This window comes from Flavobacterium sp. KH_001, assembly GCF_057840745.1.
On sequence record NZ_CM174520.1, the window covers coordinates 3,300,356 to 3,318,724 of the forward strand.

General features: G+C 33.6%; 16 protein-coding genes. 13 read left to right on the top strand and 3 right to left on the bottom strand.

Going from position 1 to position 18,369, the window contains the following annotated elements; translation table 11 throughout:
• Positions 1-116: 116 nt before the first annotated feature.
• Entirely contained in the window at positions 117-665 is a 549-nt protein-coding gene (locus AC3ITQ_RS14305; RefSeq protein ID WP_489234853.1) for a GNAT family N-acetyltransferase, read from the bottom strand.
• Between the two features lie 10 nt (positions 666-675).
• Entirely contained in the window at positions 676-1,524 is an 849-nt protein-coding gene (locus tag AC3ITQ_RS14310) for an aldose 1-epimerase family protein (protein WP_489234855.1), read from the bottom strand.
• A gap of 188 nt (positions 1,525-1,712) precedes the next feature.
• On the opposite strand from AC3ITQ_RS14310, the gene AC3ITQ_RS14315 reads away from it, so the two are divergent.
• The 13 genes from AC3ITQ_RS14315 (at position 1,713) to AC3ITQ_RS14375 (ending at position 17,829) form a co-directional block, all read left to right on the top strand.
• The gene (locus AC3ITQ_RS14315) at positions 1,713-3,983 is read left to right on the top strand and encodes a M1 family metallopeptidase (protein WP_489234856.1); all 2,271 of its coding nucleotides are present in this window, start codon (positions 1,713-1,715) and stop codon (positions 3,981-3,983) included.
• Between the two features lie 554 nt (positions 3,984-4,537).
• A complete protein-coding gene (locus AC3ITQ_RS14320; RefSeq protein ID WP_489234857.1) occupies positions 4,538-5,179 on the top strand; it encodes a GNAT family N-acetyltransferase in 642 nt (213 codons plus the stop codon).
• A 65-nt stretch (positions 5,180-5,244) separates the two neighbouring features.
• Complete coding sequence (locus tag AC3ITQ_RS14325; RefSeq protein WP_489234858.1) at positions 5,245-6,438, top strand: argininosuccinate synthase; 1,194 nt, start codon at positions 5,245-5,247, stop codon at positions 6,436-6,438.
• Complete coding sequence (gene argC / locus AC3ITQ_RS14330) at positions 6,431-7,408, top strand: N-acetyl-gamma-glutamyl-phosphate reductase (RefSeq protein ID WP_489234859.1); 978 nt, start codon at positions 6,431-6,433, stop codon at positions 7,406-7,408. Before AC3ITQ_RS14325 ends, argC begins: the two co-directional genes overlap by 8 nt.
• Before the next feature lie 155 nt (positions 7,409-7,563).
• Complete coding sequence (locus AC3ITQ_RS14335; RefSeq protein ID WP_489234860.1) at positions 7,564-8,703, top strand: aspartate aminotransferase family protein; 1,140 nt, start codon at positions 7,564-7,566, stop codon at positions 8,701-8,703.
• Between the two features lie 95 nt (positions 8,704-8,798).
• Positions 8,799-9,992, top strand: coding sequence for a glutamate-5-semialdehyde dehydrogenase (locus AC3ITQ_RS14340; RefSeq protein ID WP_489234861.1), 1,194 nt, complete (start codon positions 8,799-8,801; stop codon positions 9,990-9,992).
• Between the two features lie 143 nt (positions 9,993-10,135).
• Positions 10,136-10,897 carry a glutamate 5-kinase gene (gene proB, locus AC3ITQ_RS14345; protein ID WP_489234862.1) on the top strand — a complete coding sequence of 254 codons (762 nt, stop codon included), beginning with the start codon at positions 10,136-10,138 and terminating at the stop codon, positions 10,895-10,897.
• A 51-nt stretch (positions 10,898-10,948) separates the two neighbouring features.
• The gene (locus tag AC3ITQ_RS14350) at positions 10,949-11,896 is read left to right on the top strand and encodes an N-acetylornithine carbamoyltransferase (RefSeq protein WP_072971868.1); all 948 of its coding nucleotides are present in this window, start codon (positions 10,949-10,951) and stop codon (positions 11,894-11,896) included.
• 94 nt (positions 11,897-11,990) lie between these two features.
• A complete protein-coding gene (argB, locus tag AC3ITQ_RS14355) occupies positions 11,991-12,767 on the top strand; it encodes an acetylglutamate kinase (RefSeq protein ID WP_489234863.1) in 777 nt (258 codons plus the stop codon).
• A gap of 189 nt (positions 12,768-12,956) precedes the next feature.
• Positions 12,957-14,027 carry a M20 family metallo-hydrolase gene (locus tag AC3ITQ_RS14360; RefSeq protein ID WP_489234864.1) on the top strand — a complete coding sequence of 357 codons (1,071 nt, stop codon included), beginning with the start codon at positions 12,957-12,959 and terminating at the stop codon, positions 14,025-14,027.
• Between the two features lie 204 nt (positions 14,028-14,231).
• A complete protein-coding gene (gene argH / locus AC3ITQ_RS14365) occupies positions 14,232-15,512 on the top strand; it encodes an argininosuccinate lyase (RefSeq protein WP_489234865.1) in 1,281 nt (426 codons plus the stop codon).
• Positions 15,513-15,667: 155 nt separating this feature from the next.
• Positions 15,668-16,666, top strand: coding sequence for a DUF2157 domain-containing protein (locus AC3ITQ_RS14370; RefSeq protein ID WP_489234866.1), 999 nt, complete (start codon positions 15,668-15,670; stop codon positions 16,664-16,666).
• Positions 16,663-17,829, top strand: coding sequence for a hypothetical protein (locus AC3ITQ_RS14375; RefSeq protein WP_489234867.1), 1,167 nt, complete (start codon positions 16,663-16,665; stop codon positions 17,827-17,829). The genes AC3ITQ_RS14370 and AC3ITQ_RS14375 overlap by 4 nt, the downstream gene beginning before the upstream one ends.
• 73 nt (positions 17,830-17,902) lie before the next feature.
• Here AC3ITQ_RS14375 and ytxJ read toward each other — a convergent pair whose 3' ends face one another.
• Positions 17,903-18,292, bottom strand: a complete 390-nt coding sequence (gene ytxJ, locus AC3ITQ_RS14380) for a bacillithiol system redox-active protein YtxJ (protein WP_489234868.1) — start codon at positions 18,290-18,292, stop codon at positions 17,903-17,905.
• Between the last annotated feature and the right edge of the window lie 77 nt (positions 18,293-18,369).

An 18,369-nucleotide genomic window follows, 5' to 3' on the forward strand; every position in this document is an offset into this window, starting at 1 on the left:
TCAAAATAAGGTTTAATTGCTTATTTCGCGTGCAAATATAACGCAATAGCAAACCTACTATTGTGAAAAAAATATATTTAACAACATTTATTTTTTAGCAGAAATAAATGTTGGTTCTATTTTTCTATGAGTGAGTAAATTACCTTGTCAAGAAAACGTCCTTCATAAAATTCAGATTCTTTTAAATGTGCTTCTTTAACAAAACCACATTTTTGCAATACTTTTTCTGAGGCGAAATTCTCAGGATCAATTACCGCTTCGATAGAATGTAATTTTAAATCATCAAAACCATATCTGATTAATCTGTTTACAGCTTCAGGAATAATTCCTTTTCCATGAAATTCCGGTGCCAACATATAGCCAATTTCAGCACGGTAATTTTCAGGCTGCATTCTGTAATACCCAATAATACCCAATAGTTTTGAATTATCTTTTAATGTGATCCCCCAATTAATACCAACGTTTGTTACAATTTTCTCTTCAATCATCGCAATATGTTCCAAAGCATCCTCAGTATTTTTTACTAAAGGTCTTGGGATATATTTCATAGTGTCAGGATTAGAACGCAGTTCAAAAATTTCATTTACATCATCGTTGGTAATTCTTCTTAAAAGTAAACGTTCTGTTTCTATAATTGGAAATGGAGAAAAATTGAATTCTAGCATTTTTTAGATTTTATAATATTTGTATACTAAATTTTGAAGTGAATGTCTGGTTTGCGTCCAAAATTAAAATTCCTTCTTTTTCGAATAGATCACCAGAATTCCCGGGTGTGTCTGAATACCCAAACCAAGGTTCGATGCATATAAATGGAGCCTGTTCTTTTGTCCAGATACCTAAGCTTGGGAAATCTTCAAAATCAACTTTTATATATGGTTTTGAATTTTCAAGGATAGTTAGTGAGTTTGACTCTAATGTTTTAAAAACCAAAGCATCGTTTTTGAATAATTTGTAATTCAGGGGAACTAAATTTTCAGTAGTTTTTAAAACTTGCGTTTTATTCGAAACAAGATCATTTTCTAAAAGTGAAAATTGTAACACTTCTTCTTTTTCAAATTTCAAGCTATAATTTTCAAAATCACCAGGCAAAGCAATCGCCGGATGCGCACCTATAGAAAAGGGCATTTTATTTTTATTTTTATTGATTACTTTATATTCAATGTCTAAAGTACTTTCTTTAAGAGTATATATAAGTTGTACTTCAAATTCAAAAGGGTACTTTTTCAGCGTTTCAGCACTTGACTGTAAGGAAAAAGTAGCGCTATTTTCGGTTTTATTAATCAATAGAAATTCCATATCTCGGGCAAAACCATGTCTTGGTAATTGATATTCTTGTCCCAATACTGTATAGGTATTGTTTTTTAATGTACCTACTATTGGAAAAAGCACAGGAGAGTGTTTGCCCCAGAAAGCAGGATTGCCTTCCCAGATAAATTCTTTGTCCTGACTCTTTAATGAGAATAATTCAGCTCCTGCATTTTTAATCGAAGCTTTAAGGGTTGAATTTGAAATAGTTGTGTTCAAAATGATATAATTGAAAAATAATTACTTTTTATCTAGCTGTAAATATATTTTATAAATTTTAGTTTTTGAAAGAAATAGCCTAAATTATTTTTTTTGATAAAATTTTGCTAAAGTTCAATTAAAGCTTAAGGTTTTCTCTATAAATAGCTTTTTTTTTCATTAATTTGCTACATAAACAGCTAAAAAATATGAAAAAACAATCCTCTAAAGCCTTATTAACCATGGCTTTGTTTGTAGGGATTTCTTCTGTTTGGGCGCAACAGACCCCAGCTTCAACAGCAGCAAATCCGGTAAACAATTACAATTATCATGATGCTTTTGCACCGCATTTTTACACAAAAAATGGCACATCAACCCGTTCTGCAAGTGGTCAGCCTGGCGTTGAGTACTGGCAAAACAGAGCTGACTATCAAATAACAGCAAAATTAGATGCAGTAAAAAATGAAATTACTGGTACTGATGAGATTACGTATACCAACAATAGTCCGGATAAATTATCATTTGTTTGGTTAAACCTAGATCAAAATTTATTCAAAGAGGATTCAAGAGGAAATGCAGTTGTGCCTTTGACAGGTAGCCGTAATGGAGCTCAGGGACAGGTTTTTGAGGGAGGTAATAAAATTAAATCTGTAAAAGTAATTTCTGGAGGAAAAACTAAAGTTGAAACTGATGCAAAATTCATCGTTACAGATACAAGAATGCAAATTTTCCTTCCACAAGAATTGGCTTCAAAAGGAGGATCTGTAAAAATAAAGATCGAATTCTCATTTATAGCGCCTTTTGAAGGATCTGACAGAATGGGAGTTTTAGAAACAAAAAACGGAAAAATCTTCACAATTGCACAATGGTATCCACGTATGTGCGTATATGATGATGTACGCGGTTGGAATACTGCACCCTATTTAGGAGCTTCTGAGTTCTATCTGGAATACGGAAATTTTGACGTGAAACTTACAGTTCCTGCTAATCATTATGTTGTAGGTTCAGGAGAGTTGTTGAATGGAGCAGAAGTTTTGTCAGCAGAGCAATTTAAACGTTATAAAGCTGCTTCACAAAGCGACAAAACCGTGATGATTCGTACAGCAGAAGAAGTTGCTGCAACTGCAACGGCCAATGCAACGGCACAAAAAACATGGCATTTTCAAATAAAAAATTCTCGTGATTTCTCTTGGGCATCTTCTCCTGCTTTTATTTTGGATGGAGCAAAGATTAATTTGCCAAGTGGAAAAAAATCGTTGGCTTTATCAGCTTATCCGGTAGAAAGTGCTGGAAATGATGCTTGGGGGCGTTCTACAGAATATACAAAAGCGTCTATCGAGAATTACTCAAAAAGATGGTTTGAATATCCTTACCCAGCTGCAACAAACGTTGCAGGAAATGAAGGCGGAATGGAATATCCGGGAATTGTTTTTTGTGGATGGAAATCTAAAGGAGATGATTTATGGGGAGTTACAGACCACGAATTTGGACATATTTGGTTCCCAATGATTGTAGGGTCAAACGAACGTTTATTTGCGTGGATGGATGAAGGTTTTAACACTTTTATTAATTCAGTAAGTTCTTTTGATTTCAATAATGGAGAATACAAACAAAAACCTGCAGATCTTCATGAAGATGTAGAGTATTATACAAGTCCAAAATTAGAAACAATTATGAGTTCTCCTGACAATATGAAGGAAGCTAATATTGGCGTTTTATGTTATGCAAAACCAAGTGCAGGATTAACAATTTTGAGAGAGCAGGTTTTAGGACAAGAGCGTTTTGACAAAGCACTACGCACCTATGTAGAACGTTGGGCTTACAAACATCCAACTCCGGATGATTTCTTTAGAACAATTGAAAATGTAGCTGGAGAGGATTTAAGTTGGTTCTGGAGAAGTTGGTTTGCAAATAACTGGAGATTTGACCAAGGAATTAATTCTATTAAATACGTAAAAAATGACCCTGCTAAAGGAGTTGTTATTACAGTAGAGAATTTTGATAAAATGCCAATGCCAATTATTTTGGATGTAAAAACAAAAAGTGGAAAAGTCACGAGAGTAAAATTGCCTGTTGAAATTTGGCAACGTAATAATGACTGGACTTTTAAACACAATTCTACTGAAGAAATCGAAAGCATTACATTAGATCCTGATCATGCTTTTCCAGATTATAACGAAAGTAATAATGTTTGGACAGCGGGAAAAGGTAAAATTGAAAAAGACATTATTTTAGATGGATACTTAGGGAATTATTCGACTGCAAATGCTCCTTTAAAAATTGAATTTACAGAGAAGAATAGTGTTCTTAATGCAGAAATTACAAATTATCCTAAGTTTGCTGTTGAACCTGTAGAAGGTGAAAAAGATACTTTTGAATCTAAAAGAGCAGGATTGAAATTTAAATTTAATGAAGCTAAAACTGGTTTTGATATGATTGTTTTAGGTAATGGAAAAGTTATTCCGTTTACTAAGAATTAAAAAATAAAATTTTAAAACACTTAAAACCCGATAGTTAATTGAAACTATCGGGTTTTCTTTTTTAATTTTTCAAGTTTTAGGTTTCGGGCTTCAGAAAAAAACTCAGTCCCGAAGTTTTGGGATAGCAACTTAGAATCTCAGTACCCTTCAAAAAAATAACATTACGCTAAAAAAATGTTAGAATTTTATTTTTTTGTTTTGCAAATAAAAAAATAGTGTACTTTTGCACTCGATGAATAAAATAAGTTTACATATAACTTCTTTGTCACGGACAAACACTCCTGTAACTTCTCCCGAAGTACGGATACTATCTCTATAGTATTCACAGAGTTTTTCGCCGCGTATTTATTTATATTCATTTTTCATTTTGAAATCATCTAATTTGTCCATTGGACAAACATATCCTAAAACTATATATTATTTTGTAAATTTTCTAAATCAATCTTTTGATTTTGAGGATATTACTTCTATTTTGTCTAATTTTATTGGATTGATTTCTAGATTTCAAACTAAACAGTACGTTTTAATTTTTAACTCTAACTTCAACTATTGAAATGAAAATCTCTATTGTTGTAACTCAAGAAGAACACTTCAAATTCGCACAGGAAATTTGCGATACTATAGAATCATCTGCCTTATTAAGAGGGACGGGGATTGCTAAAAGAACTCCTGAGTACATTCAGAAAAAAATGGCAAACGGTGATGCGATGATTGCTTTGGCAGATGGAAAATTTGCAGGTTTTTGTTATATCGAAAGTTGGCAACACGGAAAATTCGTGGCACATTCTGGTTTAATCGTACACCCGGATTACAGAAGTTTAGGTTTGGCTAAAAAGATCAAATCCAAAGTTTTTGATTATTCACTGCAAAGATATCCTGATGCTAAAATATTCGGAATCACTACTGGTTTAGCGGTAATGAAAATCAACTCTGATTTAGGATACAAACCAGTACCTTTTTCTGAATTAACTACTGATCCAAGTTTTTGGTCAGGCTGTAAAACCTGTACCAACTACGAAATTCTGAAAAGCAAGGAAAACAAAATGTGTCTTTGTACCGGAATGTTGTATGACCCAAAAGAAAAACAAAAAGATCCTCCAAGACATCCTTTTAACGAAGCTGTTTTGAACAGGTTGAAAAAAATAAAACAAGCTTTATTCTTAAATAAAATTATGTCTTTTATTTTTTTGCCATAAGAATACCAATAAAAAAGAAATCTCAAACTTGCTAAATACGAAAGTATTAGCCTAAATTATATAAAATGAAAAAAGTTGTATTAGCTTATAGTGGAGGATTAGATACCTCGTATTGTTTGAAATATTTAAAAAATGAAAAAGGATACGAAGTTCATACCGTACTTGTAGATACAGGAGGATTTGATGCTGAAGAATTATCAGCAATTGAAAAAAGAGCTTACGAATTAGGAAGTGCGCAACACGCAAATCTTACAATCGTAGATAAATATTATGATAAAGCTATAAAATATTTGATTTTTGGAAATGTATTAAAAAACAATACATACCCATTATCAGTAAGTGCAGAGCGTGTTTTCCAGGCAATTGAAGCTATTAAATATGCTAAAAAGGTGGGAGCAAGTGCCATTGCACACGGAAGTACAGGTGCAGGAAATGACCAAATTCGTTTTGATCTGATTTTCCAAACCATTGCTCCGGAAATCGAAATTATTACACCAATTAGAGATTTAAAACTTTCAAGACAAGAAGAAGTTGATTATTTATCTAAAAATGGTGTTCACTATTCTTGGGAAAAAGCACAGTATTCGATTAATAAAGGGCTATGGGGAACTAGTGTTGGAGGAAAAGAAACCTTAACTTCTAGCCAACCGTTACCAAGTGACGCTTATCCTTCGCAATTGCAAAAAGAAGGTGAAGAAAAGGTAAGATTACACTTTAAGCAAGGAGAACTAGTAGGTTTAAACGGCATAATGGATAAACCATCAAATAATATTGTGGCTCTTGAAAAACTGGCAAATGCTTTCGCCATTGGAAGAGATATTCATGTTGGAGATACGATTATCGGAATTAAAGGAAGAGTTGGTTTTGAAGCTGCGGCTCCTTTAATCATTATCAAAGCACACCATTTACTGGAAAAACACACTCTTGGAAAATGGCAACAATACTGGAAAGAGCAATTAGGAAACTGGTACGGAATGTTGTTTCACGAAGGGCAGTTTTTAGATCCTGTAATGAGAAACATTGAAACGTTTTTGCAGGACACTCAAAAAACAGTTAATGGTGTTGTAACGGTTTCTTTAAAGCCTTACCATTTTTCGCTTGACGGAATTGAATCAGATAATGATTTGATGAATACTGGTTTTGGTCAATACGGAGAAATGAACAACGCCTGGACGTCTGACGATGCAAAAGGATTTATTAAGATTTTAGGAAATGCACAAAACATATTTTCATCTGTAAACCATTTAGATCATGATTAATGTCGGAATAATTGGTGGTTCGGGCTACACGGCTGGAGAACTTATCAGAATATTAATGTATCATCCCAATGTAAACATCGATTTTGTTTACAGTACAACCAATTCGGGTAAACCACTTTCTGTGGCACATCACGATTTGATGGGAGATATTGAAATGAATTTTACTGACACCATCAATCCAGAGGTAAATGTCGTGTTTTTATGTTTAGGACATGGAAAATCAATTTCATTTCTGAGGGAAAATCAATTTGCAAGTCACACTAAAATCATTGATTTAGGAAATGATTTCAGATTGAATAAAGACGCTCATTTCGAAGGAAAAGATTTCATTTATGGTTTGCCGGAACTGAATAAAGCGGATATTAAAAAAGCAAATTACATTGCAAATCCGGGTTGTTTTGCAACTGCAATTCAGTTGGCCTTATTGCCATTGGCAAAACATAATTTATTGAATAATGATGTTCATATTAATGCCACAACCGGAAGTACAGGTGCTGGAGTTGGACTTTCAGAAACTTCGCATTTTAGTTGGAGAAACAATAATATGTCGCATTATAAAGCTTTTGAGCACCAGCATTTGGGAGAAATCTCAGAAAGTTTGGTGCAATTACAGGATGATTTTGGAAGTGAATTGCTTTTTATTCCGAACAGAGGAGATTTTCCAAGAGGAATTTTCGCAACATTATATACATTATCCGACGATAGTTTGGAACAATTGGTTACCAAATACGAAGATTTCTACAAGAATGAACCCTTTGTAACCGTAACAACGACAAATATTAATATGAAACAAGTCGTTCAAACTAACAAATGTATCATCAGTTTAATGAAAAAAGGAAACCGGGTTTTAGTGACCTCAATCATTGACAACTTAACCAAAGGTGCTTCAGGACAAGCGATTCAAAATATGAATTTGATGTTCGGATTAGAAGAAACCACCGGTTTACATTTGAAACCAAGCGGATTTTAGAGAAAATTTGTTTCAGGTTTAAAGTTTCAAGTTCCACGTTCTTTGCGTTACTTGAAATAGGAATACTGAAAATTAAACTAGTTTTAAGTTCCAAGTTTCACGTTCTACAAATAACTTGAAATCTGAAACCTGAAACAAAATAAACAAAAACGAAAATGAATTTATTTAACGTATACCCACTTTATGATATAACCCCTGTAAAAGCAGTAGACTGCACTATTACAGATATTAACGGAGTGGAATATTTAGACTTATATAGCGGACATGGTGTAATTTCGATTGGCCATACGCAATCTGATTATGTTGAGAAACTAAAAAATCAATTAGATCACTTAGGATTTTATTCGAATGCGATTCAGAATCCTTTGCAGGTTGAATTGGCTCAGAAATTAGGAAAGCTTTCCGGGTTAGAAGATTATGAATTGTTTTTATGCAGTTCCGGAGCTGAAGCCAACGAAAATGCATTAAAATTAGCTTCTTTCCATAATGGGAAATCAAGAGTTGTAGCTTTTGATAATTCTTTCCACGGAAGAACTTCTGCAGCTGTTGCCGTTACAGATAATAAAAAAATAGTTGCACCAATAAATGCACAGCAAGTAGTTACTTTTTTGCCTCTAAACCAAATTGATTTAGTAGAAGCTGAACTTGTAAAAGGAGATGTTACTGCAGTAATCATTGAAGGAATTCAAGGAGTTGGTGGTTTAGATCAAGGAACGACAGAATTTTTTCAGGCTTTAGAAAAAGCATGTAAAAAACACGATGTTGTTTTGATTTTGGATGAAGTACAATCTGGATATGGAAGAAGCGGAAAATTCTTTGCTTTCCAACATCACGGAATCAATGCTGATATTATTTCTGTAGCAAAAGGAATGGGTAATGGTTTTCCTGTTGGAGCGATCTTGATTTCTCCAAAATTTGAAGCAAGCTTCGGATTATTGGGAACTACTTTCGGGGGAAGCCATTTATCATGTGCGGCAGGAATTGCCGTTTTGGATGTAATTGAAAAATTAGATTTACAGAAGAATGTAAACGAAGTTTATGAATATTTCCTAGAAAAAATCAAACAGGTTCCTGGAATTAAACAAGTAAAAGGAAAAGGATTAATGCTTGGAGTTGAATTTGATTTTGATGTTTCTGCTTTAAGAAAGAAATTAATTATCGAGAAACATATATTTACAGGAAGTGCAAACAACAAAAATCTGTTAAGAATTTTACCACCGCTTACTGTGAAAAAATCAGACATTGATACATTTATTGTCGCTTTAAAAGAAAGTTTAGAAGAATTGAAAAATTAGAATATACTTATCCTAACAGGTTTCCAAAACCTGTTAGGTATCATACGGTTTCCCTTAAAAGAAACAACCAAAAAACAACCAACCAACTATAAATTATGAATCCATTATCAATTGAAAAACGCAATCTCGTTTTGCACTCCATGGCAAAGCTGGTCGAGCAGGAACGGAGTCAAATAATTCTCACTAATCGGCAGGATTTACTGGCTTATAATGGCTCAGATTTAGCGATGGAAGAGCGCTTAAAAGTAGATGACAAAAAAGTCGACGAGATGATTTTATCATTAAACCAACTGGCTTCTCAGGAAGATCCGGTTGGAGTAGAACGTTTTCATTTTATTCATGATAATGGAATAAAAGTAATTAATAAAACGGCTGCATTTGGTACGATTTTAATCATTTATGAATCGCGCCCAGACGTTACTATTGAAGCGGGTGGTATCGCCTTTAAATCCGGAAATAAGATTTTATTAAAAGGAGGAAAAGAAGCTTTACAATCAAATTTGAAAATTGTTGCTTTATGGCATCAAGCTTTGGAAGAAAATGGAGTTTCGAAAGATTGGGTTGAATATTTGAATTACAATCGCGCAGAAACACAAGCTTTCTTAGAAAAACCAACTCAAAAAGTCGATTTAATTGTTCCGAGAGGAGGAGAAAAATTAATTGAGTTTGTCAAACAACATGCCACTTGTCCGGTAATTGTTAGCGGTCGCGGAAACAATTTTGTCTATGTACATGAAAATGCTGATACCGATTTGGCTTTAAAAGTGATTTTAAATGCCAAAACTTCTAAAATATCGGCTTGCAATGCTTTAGATAAGGTTTTAATAGATTCAAGATTACCTAATTTCGAAGGTTTTACAGCAATGTTAATCGAAGCTTTAACCGAATCTAAAGTTGAAATTATCGTTGATGAATCATTAGAGAATTTCGAAAATACGGAAACACTTCAAAACGAAGATATCTGGTACGAAGAATTTTTGGATTATAAAATTGTCATCGGAACAATTGATTCTGAACAACATGCAATTGAAAAGATCAACAAATATTGTGGAGGACATTCGGCAGCTATTATTACAAGAGACGAAAAAAAGGCAAAGCAATTCATGGAGTCTATTGACGCCGCTGCAGTGTATCATAATGCGTCAACACGTTTTACAGACGGCGGACAATTTGGTTTAGGCGGAGAATTAGCGATAAGTACAGACAAATTACATCAGAGAGGACCTATTGGTTTACAGCATTTGGTTACCAATAAGTGGTACGTGTACGGAGAAGGGCAAATTAGGTAATTGAGATAATTTGACAATTAGATAATTAGATAATTTGAAAAATATTAAAGACAAAGCTTTGCGAACTTACCGTTTGTAAACACAAAAAATATAAAAAACCTTGCGCACTTTGCGGTTAAAAAACTGCGGTTAAAACAACAACAATGGGGAAAAAGCGGATTTTATTAAAAATAGGAAGTAATACTTTAACCAAGGAAACCAATCATATTTCGCGGGGAAAGATTGAAGATATTGGTATGCAGATTGCCGCTTTGAATAAAGATTACGAATTTGTAATTGTGAGTTCAGGAGCAATCGCAGCCGCAAAACAGTTTGTAAAGTTAGAAAGCAAAGGCAAAGAAATCGCATTGAAACAAGCTCTAGCCTCGATTGGTCAGCCTCATTTAATGCGGATTTTTCATGAAAACTTCAGCGATTTAGGTTTATTAACATCGCAGTGTTTATTGTCTTATTCTGATTTTGAAAAGCAGCAGTCGAAAGTAAATATTGTCAATACAATTAATGTTTTGGTGGAGAATAATTACATTCCGATTATCAATGAAAACGATACCGTTGCTACAGATGAGATTAGGTTTGGAGATAACGATAAATTAGCAGCGTTAACAGCGGTTCTTTTAAATGTTGATATTCTGATTATTGCGACTAATACAAATGGTATTTATACGAAAGATTCCATTCACGATGAAAATCCGGAAACGATAAAGTTCGTTAATGATTTACAAGTTTTAGAAAAAGAAATCGGGGAATCAAAATCATCACACGGAACAGGTGGAATGCAATCTAAAATAGAAGCAGCCGGAATCGCAAAAGCGGCCAATATAGAAACCTGGATCGTCAACGGATTAAACGATAATTTTATTTTAAAAGCATTAAAGGAGGAGATTCCTTTTACAAAGATTGTATAAAAAAGTTTATTGGTTTCGATTAAACAAATAAACAATTAAACAAAAAAAACAATGAACTATATTTCAATACAAGATATCAACTCATTATCAAAATGGGTAAAAAGCGCATTAAAAATTAAAAAGAATCCGCTTAAAAATCAAAGTTTAGGAAAGAATAAAACATTAGGAATGTTATTCTTTAATCCGAGTTTAAGAACGCGTTTGAGTACTCAAAAAGCAGCTTTAAATTTAGGAATGAACGTTATGGTAATGAATTTTACTAACGAAGGCTGGACATTAGAGTTCGAAGATGGAGCGGTAATGAATTCTGGAGCCTCAGAACACATTAAAGAAGCTGCAGAAGTGGTTTCACAATATTGTGATATTATCGCTATTCGTGCTTTTGCAGGTCTGGCTGACAAAGAAAAAGATTATGCTGAAACCGTTATTTCTGGATTCTTGAAACACGCCACAGTGCCAATCGTTAATATGGAAAGTGCCGTGCGTCATCCATTACAGTCTTTGGCAGATGCTATTACAATGGAAGAATACAAAACGAAACACAAACCAAAAGTAGTGCTTTCTTGGGCGCCGCATCCAAAAGCATTACCACAAGCGGTTGCGAATTCATTTGTAGAAATGATGCAATTGCAAAAAGACATGGATTTTGTAATCACACATCCGGAAGGTTACGAATTGAGTCCGGAAATTACCAAAGATTGCAAAATTGAATACGATCAAAATAAAGCGTTTGAAAATGCTGATTTTGTTTACGTGAAAAACTGGAGCAACTTCAACGATTACGGAAAAGTAACCAACATCGATCCAAGCTGGACAGTTACTGCTGAAAAAATGGCTTTAACAAACAACGGAAAATTCATGCATTGTCTTCCCGTTCGTCGTAACGTAATTGTAAGCGACGAAGTTATCGACAGCGAGAATTCAATCGTAATTCAGCAAGCGAATAACAGAACGTACTCAGCACAATTAGTTTTACAGAAGATTTTGAAGAAATTATAATTTTTTAAGGGACTAAGGTTCTAAGTTTCTAAGATACTAAGAAACTGCCCAGTAAAAACCTTAGTCCCTTAGAACCTTAGCAACTTAGAACCTAATGAAAGAAGTTACCGTAATAAAAATTGGTGGAAATATAATCGACAACCCAGCAGAACTAGAGCAATTCTTAACTGATTTTTCTAAAATAGAAGGATACAAAGTATTGGTTCACGGCGGCGGAAAATCGGCTACAAAAATGGCGCAGAGTATTGGTTTGGTCCCTCAAATGATTGATGGACGCCGAATTACAGATGCTCCAATGCTTGATGTTGTAGTTATGATTTACGCAGGGCAAATCAACAAGCATATTGTGGCACAATTGCAGGCAAAAGACAACAATGCAATGGGATTTTCGGGAGCTGATGGGAATTTAATTCAGTCAACAAAAAGAAATCATCCAACAATTGATTATGGTTTTGTAGGCGATGTAAAACAAGTCAATACAACTTTATTGAAAACATTGCTTGAAAACGGAATTGTCCCTGTTTTCTGTGCTATTACACACGATAAAAACGGACAATTGTTAAACACAAATGCTGATACTATTGCAAGTGAATTGTCAATTGCATTGTCTGAAGTTTTTGATGTTACGCTAACTTACTGTTTTGAAAAACAAGGTGTTTTGCAAGATTCAGAAGATGACTCTTCTGTAATTACAGAAATCAACGAAGCTTTATATAACAAGTTAAAAGAAGAAAAAGTAATCCACTCCGGAATGATTCCGAAATTAGATAATTGCTTCAACAGCTTGTCAAGAGGTGTTCAGAAAATCAAAATTGGGCATCACAAGATGCTGCAAAATCCAGATGTTTTGCATACTACAATTACATTATAAAAATAGCCACAGATTAAATGATTAAAAGGATTTATAAATCTGTGAAAATTGTTTTAATCTGTGGCAAAAAAATAGAATTGCGGAAGGTGTTTTAAATATTAATTTAAGAAATTTGCGCAAATTAAAAATGTCACAGATTTAATAAAAACTTTGTGACTTCGAGCCTTCGTGGCAAAGAAACCATTAACTATGAAAAATATTGCAACGCTTACCCAGGAAGCAATTAGTTTATTAAAAAGCCTTATAGAAACACCTTCGTTTTCAAGTGAAGAAGATCAGACAGCGCTATTAATAGAAAATTGGTTCAATCAGAACGAAATGCCTTTTAAAAGAGAAAATAATAATGTGTGGGCTTTCAATAAATATTTTGACGAAAATAAACCAACACTTTTACTGAATTCTCACCACGATACGGTTAAACCAAATCAGGCGTATACAAACGATCCGTTTAAAGCAATTGAAAAAGACGGAAAATTATATGGTTTAGGAAGTAATGATGCCGGAGGTTGTCTGGTTTCACTTTTGGCCACTTTTGTTCACTTTTATGAGAATAAAAACTTGTCACATAATGTGGTAATTGTGGCTTCCGCCGAAGAAGAAAGCAGCGGAAAAAACGGTTTAAACAGTGTTTTAAAACATTTACCAGAATTAGATTGCGCCATTGTAGGCGAACCAACATTAATGCAATTGGCAATTGCTGAGAAAGGTTTATTAGTTTTGGACGTAAAAGTAAAAGGAACTGCAAGCCACGCTGCACATCAAAATGATGATAATGCATTATATAAGTCAATTCCGGTAATGGAATGGTTTAAAAACTATAAATTCGATAAAATCTCTGATGTTTTAGGTCCGGTAAAAATGACCGTAACACAGATCAGTGCAGGAAAACAGCATAATGTTGTTCCGTCAGAATGTGATTTGGTTGTTGATATTCGTGTAACAGATCGTTATACAAATACGGAGATTTTAGAAGTGGTAAAAGCGAATGTAAATGCTGAAGTAACGCCAAGATCAATGCATTTAAATGCTTCGTCTATTCCAATTGCACACGGTTTAGTTCAGGCCGGAATCGCATTGGGAAGAACAACGTACGGTTCGCCAACACTTTCAGATCAATCGGTTTTAAGCTGTCAGTCTTTAAAATTAGGACCAGGTGAAACACTACGGTCACATTCAGCAGATGAATTTATTTTTGTAAATGAAATTGAAGAAGGAATCGACTTGTATATCAAAATACTAAGCGATTTCTTTAAAATATAAAATTATTTAGGAGCTAATCCCGCTATCCGTTGCAATCTTTTCCTGGCTAAAGAGCCAGAAAAAGGATTTCCACTACTATCGGGGCTAGAGACACAAGCAATATAAACAACGACATTAGAAGTAAATTAGAAAATATAAACTTAAGATATTGAAAATCTAAGAAGTCTATAAATCTAATATCTAAGAGGTCTAAAAATCTAAGTTATGAAACTTTGGGAAAAAGGAATACCAACAGATAAACAAATCGAACATTTCACCGTAGGAAACGATCGTGAATTAGATTTAGTTTTGGCAAAATACGATGCTTTAGGTTCAATTGCACACGCTAAAATGCTTGGTCAAATTGGATTATTAACCGAAGAAGAAACAATTTCTTTGGTTGATGCCTTAAACGACATTATTGCAGATATCGTAGTTGGAAATTTCGAAATTGAAGACAGTTTTGAAGATGTACATTCTAAAATCGAATATTTACTAACAGTAAAACTAGGCGATGCCGGAAAGAAAATCCACACGGCACGTTCTCGTAACGATCAGGTTTTAGTTGATGTTCATTTGTATTTAAAAGATGAATTAAAAGCCATAAAAGAGCAGGTAAAAACATTGTTTGATTTGTTAATGGAATCGGCAGAGAAACATCAAAATGTATTGTTACCGGGTTATACGCATTTACAAATCGCCATGCCATCATCGTTCGGAATGTGGTTTTCTGCTTATGCTGAAAGTTTAATTGATGATATAACAATGTTGAATGCTGCATCGAAAATTGTGGATCAAAATCCTTTAGGATCTGCTGCAGGTTACGGAAGTTCTTTCCCTATCAACAGAACTTTTACGACTCAGGAATTAGGTTTTGAAACCTTGAAATTCAATGCAGTGGCGGCGCAAATGAGCCGTGGTAAAGCAGAGAAAACAGTAGCTTTCGCGATGAGTAGCGTTGCTGCAACGTTATCGAAATTTGCAATGGATGTTTGTCTATATATGAGTCAGAATTTTGATTTCATCAGTTTGCCGGCACATCTTACAACAGGTTCAAGTATTATGCCTCACAAGAAAAATCCGGATGTATTTGAATTGATAAGAGGAAAATGTAATAAGATTCAGGCGCTTCCATACGAAATCACTTTAATTACCAATAATTTACCAAGCGGTTATCACCGAGATTTGCAGCTTTTAAAAGAAGGTTTATTTCCTGCACTTCAAAATTTAAAAGCATGCTTGGATATTGCGATTTTCTCTGTTAAAGATATTACAGTAAAAGACAATATTTTAAAAGATAAAAAATACGATTATTTGTTTACAGTTGATACTTTAAACGAAATGGTTGTGGCTGGAATGCCGTTTAGAGACGCTTACAAAGCTGTTGCAGAACAATTGGAGGCGGGAACGTATCAATCTCCAAAAGAAACAAAACACACACACGAAGGCAGTATAAATAATCTGTGTTTAGATGCTATTAAAAATAAAATGAAAGCGGCTTTTTAATAAAGTTATACTTTTCAATAAGAAACCGATTTGTAGTTAGTGCAAATCGGTTTTTTTTGTTCAATAAATTTTAAAGAAAGATTTTATGTATTAAATAATAAGCTTTAATCAATCAAAAAAAGAGTATTTTTGATTGCTATTTATAAAACCAAAACATGAATAAGTTTGATGACCAGGCGACTAAATCGCTTCTGGATAAGAATCTAATTACTGAGAATCAATATCAGGAAATTACTGCTTATCGTAATCTGAATATTTTCTCATTGAATGCAGAATTGAAACTTTTCCTGTATCTATCTGTGTTACTTTTTACTTCCGGAATCGGGATTTTAATTTATGAAAACATTGATACAATTGGGCATGTTGCGCTTCTTTCGATATTGCTTATTGTTATCGCTGTCTGTTTTTATTACTGCTTTAAAAATTCAAAAGGATTTCAGAAAACTGAAACTGTCTTTGAGAGCCCATTTCTGGAATATTTGGTTTTAGCAGCTAATATTTTGACCTGTATTTTTATCGGTTATCTGCAATTTCAGTACAAACCTTTCGGAACGCATTATGATTTGGCAACTTTAATTCCAACTCTAGTAAGTTTCTTTTGTGCCTATTATTTCGATAATAAAAGTGTTTTAACTATCGCAATTACGGGTTTAGCTGCCTATATCGGGCTTTCTGTCACACCTCAGGATTTATTGCATAATGATTTTTATTCGAATGAAACACTTAGCTATTCTGCTATCATACTGGGAGGTTTACTTATTTTATGGACAATATACAGTTCTAGAACAAATTTAAAAATACATTTTAATTTCATTTATCTCACTTTTGCTTTGCATTTAATAAGCATAGCCTCAATTAGTAATTTGACAGATTCTGATTATGATGGGATTTGGCTGCTTTTTGGGTTGGTTTTGGCTGCTTCATCTTATTATTTTTATAAAGTCAGTCATGAAACTAAGGCAATGTCCTTATATATTTTTATGATCATTTATGCTTATATAGGCTTAAATATATTCTTTTTTCGAATTTTAGATTTAGTAGATTTCTCTGATATTTGGGAATTCTTTGTCTTTATGCTGCCAGTCTATTTCATTGGTTCGATAGTAGTATTTATAAAACTAATTAAAAACTTCCATAAAGAAATAACCGAATGATAGCACACGATAAACAATTATTAAACGACTTAGCTCTTTTGGAAGAAGCAAATTCTTTACAAAATGCCGGTTTTATCAGCAAAGAGCAAAAAGATTTGATAAAAAAGCAATTGCCGGATTTTAAAACCCAAAAGAATATTCTGGTACGATTAGGATTTTTTCTGTTAGGATCATTTTTATACGGATCAATATGTGGGGCTATTTCCATAGTTGGAATGGTGGGCGATGAATTGTATTTCAAAATCTGTTGTTATATTTTTGCTGGAGTTGGTTTTGCCGGAGCAGAATTTTTGGCGAATCAAAAATATTACGGACATGGTTTAGATGATGCTTTTATTTTGGGAGCTATTTTAAATGCTGGTTTTGCCATCGGAATTACAACTGATGGCTACGAATTGATAATTGCTATTTTTATGGCAATTACGGCATTTGTAATGTACAGACGATACTTGCATTTGCCGTCATTATTGGTTTTTTGTTTAGCAAGTTCAGCAGTTTTATTCTATGGATTATTTGAATTTGGCGAAATAGGAAAAACAATTTTGCCTTTTGCAGCCATGATTGCTGCTGCTGGTTTTTACTTCTCTACTAAAAAATCAATCCATAGTCTTATGGAAAGCTATTATTACAATGGTCTTTTATTGGCTAATAGTTTCTGTTTAATACTATTTTATCTTTCATGTAATTATTTGGTTGTTAGAGAACTTTCTGTAATGCTTTTAGGAAATGAAGTTCTCCCGGGAAAAGATATTCCGTTTGCGTATTTCTTTTATGCTTTCACGCTGATTGTTCCGATTGTTTATTTGGTACAAGCTTTAAAATCAAAAGACAGAATAATGCTTTGGATAAGTTTCTTAGCTATTGGGTTTTCAATTTATACCATCCGTTTTTATTATTCGGTTTTACCAATCGAAGTGGCGTTGACACTTGGTGGAGTAGTTTTGTTTGTAATAGCTTATTTTTCAATAAAGAAATTGAAAGAGAAAGAAAGCGGTTTGACTTTTAAACCAGACAGAATTAATAATTCAAATGCACTTTTAAACGCTGAAGCCCTAATTGTAGCATCAGCTTTCGGAATGAAACCAGGTGTAAAACCACAAGATTCTCCAATGGAATTTGGAGGAGGAGGCTATAGCGGAGGCGGATCTGACGGAAGTTTTTAAGTGGTAAAATGTAAAATGTGAATTGTAAGAGAATAAAACATCTCACAATTCACATTTTACATTTCACAAAGAACTATACTTTACTTTTCAATGCTCCTGCATCAATATCACTATGGGAAACATCATAAACAGCTTTACCATTTTTAATTAAAATAAGCTGTGGCGATTCATGGTAAACACCAAATTTACTGGCAATTTCATTTGAAACATCGCGATGCTCAATTAAGTCTAAAAAGAAAGCATCAACAGTTTCATCTAAATCATATTCTCTTTCGAATTGTTTTAAGGCAAAACGGCTAATACTGCATCTTGTGCTATGCTTAAAAATTACAATAGGCTTAACATTAGACATGTTCTCTATATCGCTTAACTGTGCTAAATTTGTTAGAGGAATCCAGTTTACATTACTCTTTTGTGACTCGGAATTGTCTGAATTTCCGAAGATAGAATTTAAAAAACTCATATTTTGACTGTGTTTGTGACTTTTTGTCGTTTAATATTAGCTAAAAAGCTGTTTTTGATGACTTTTTGTCTGTATTT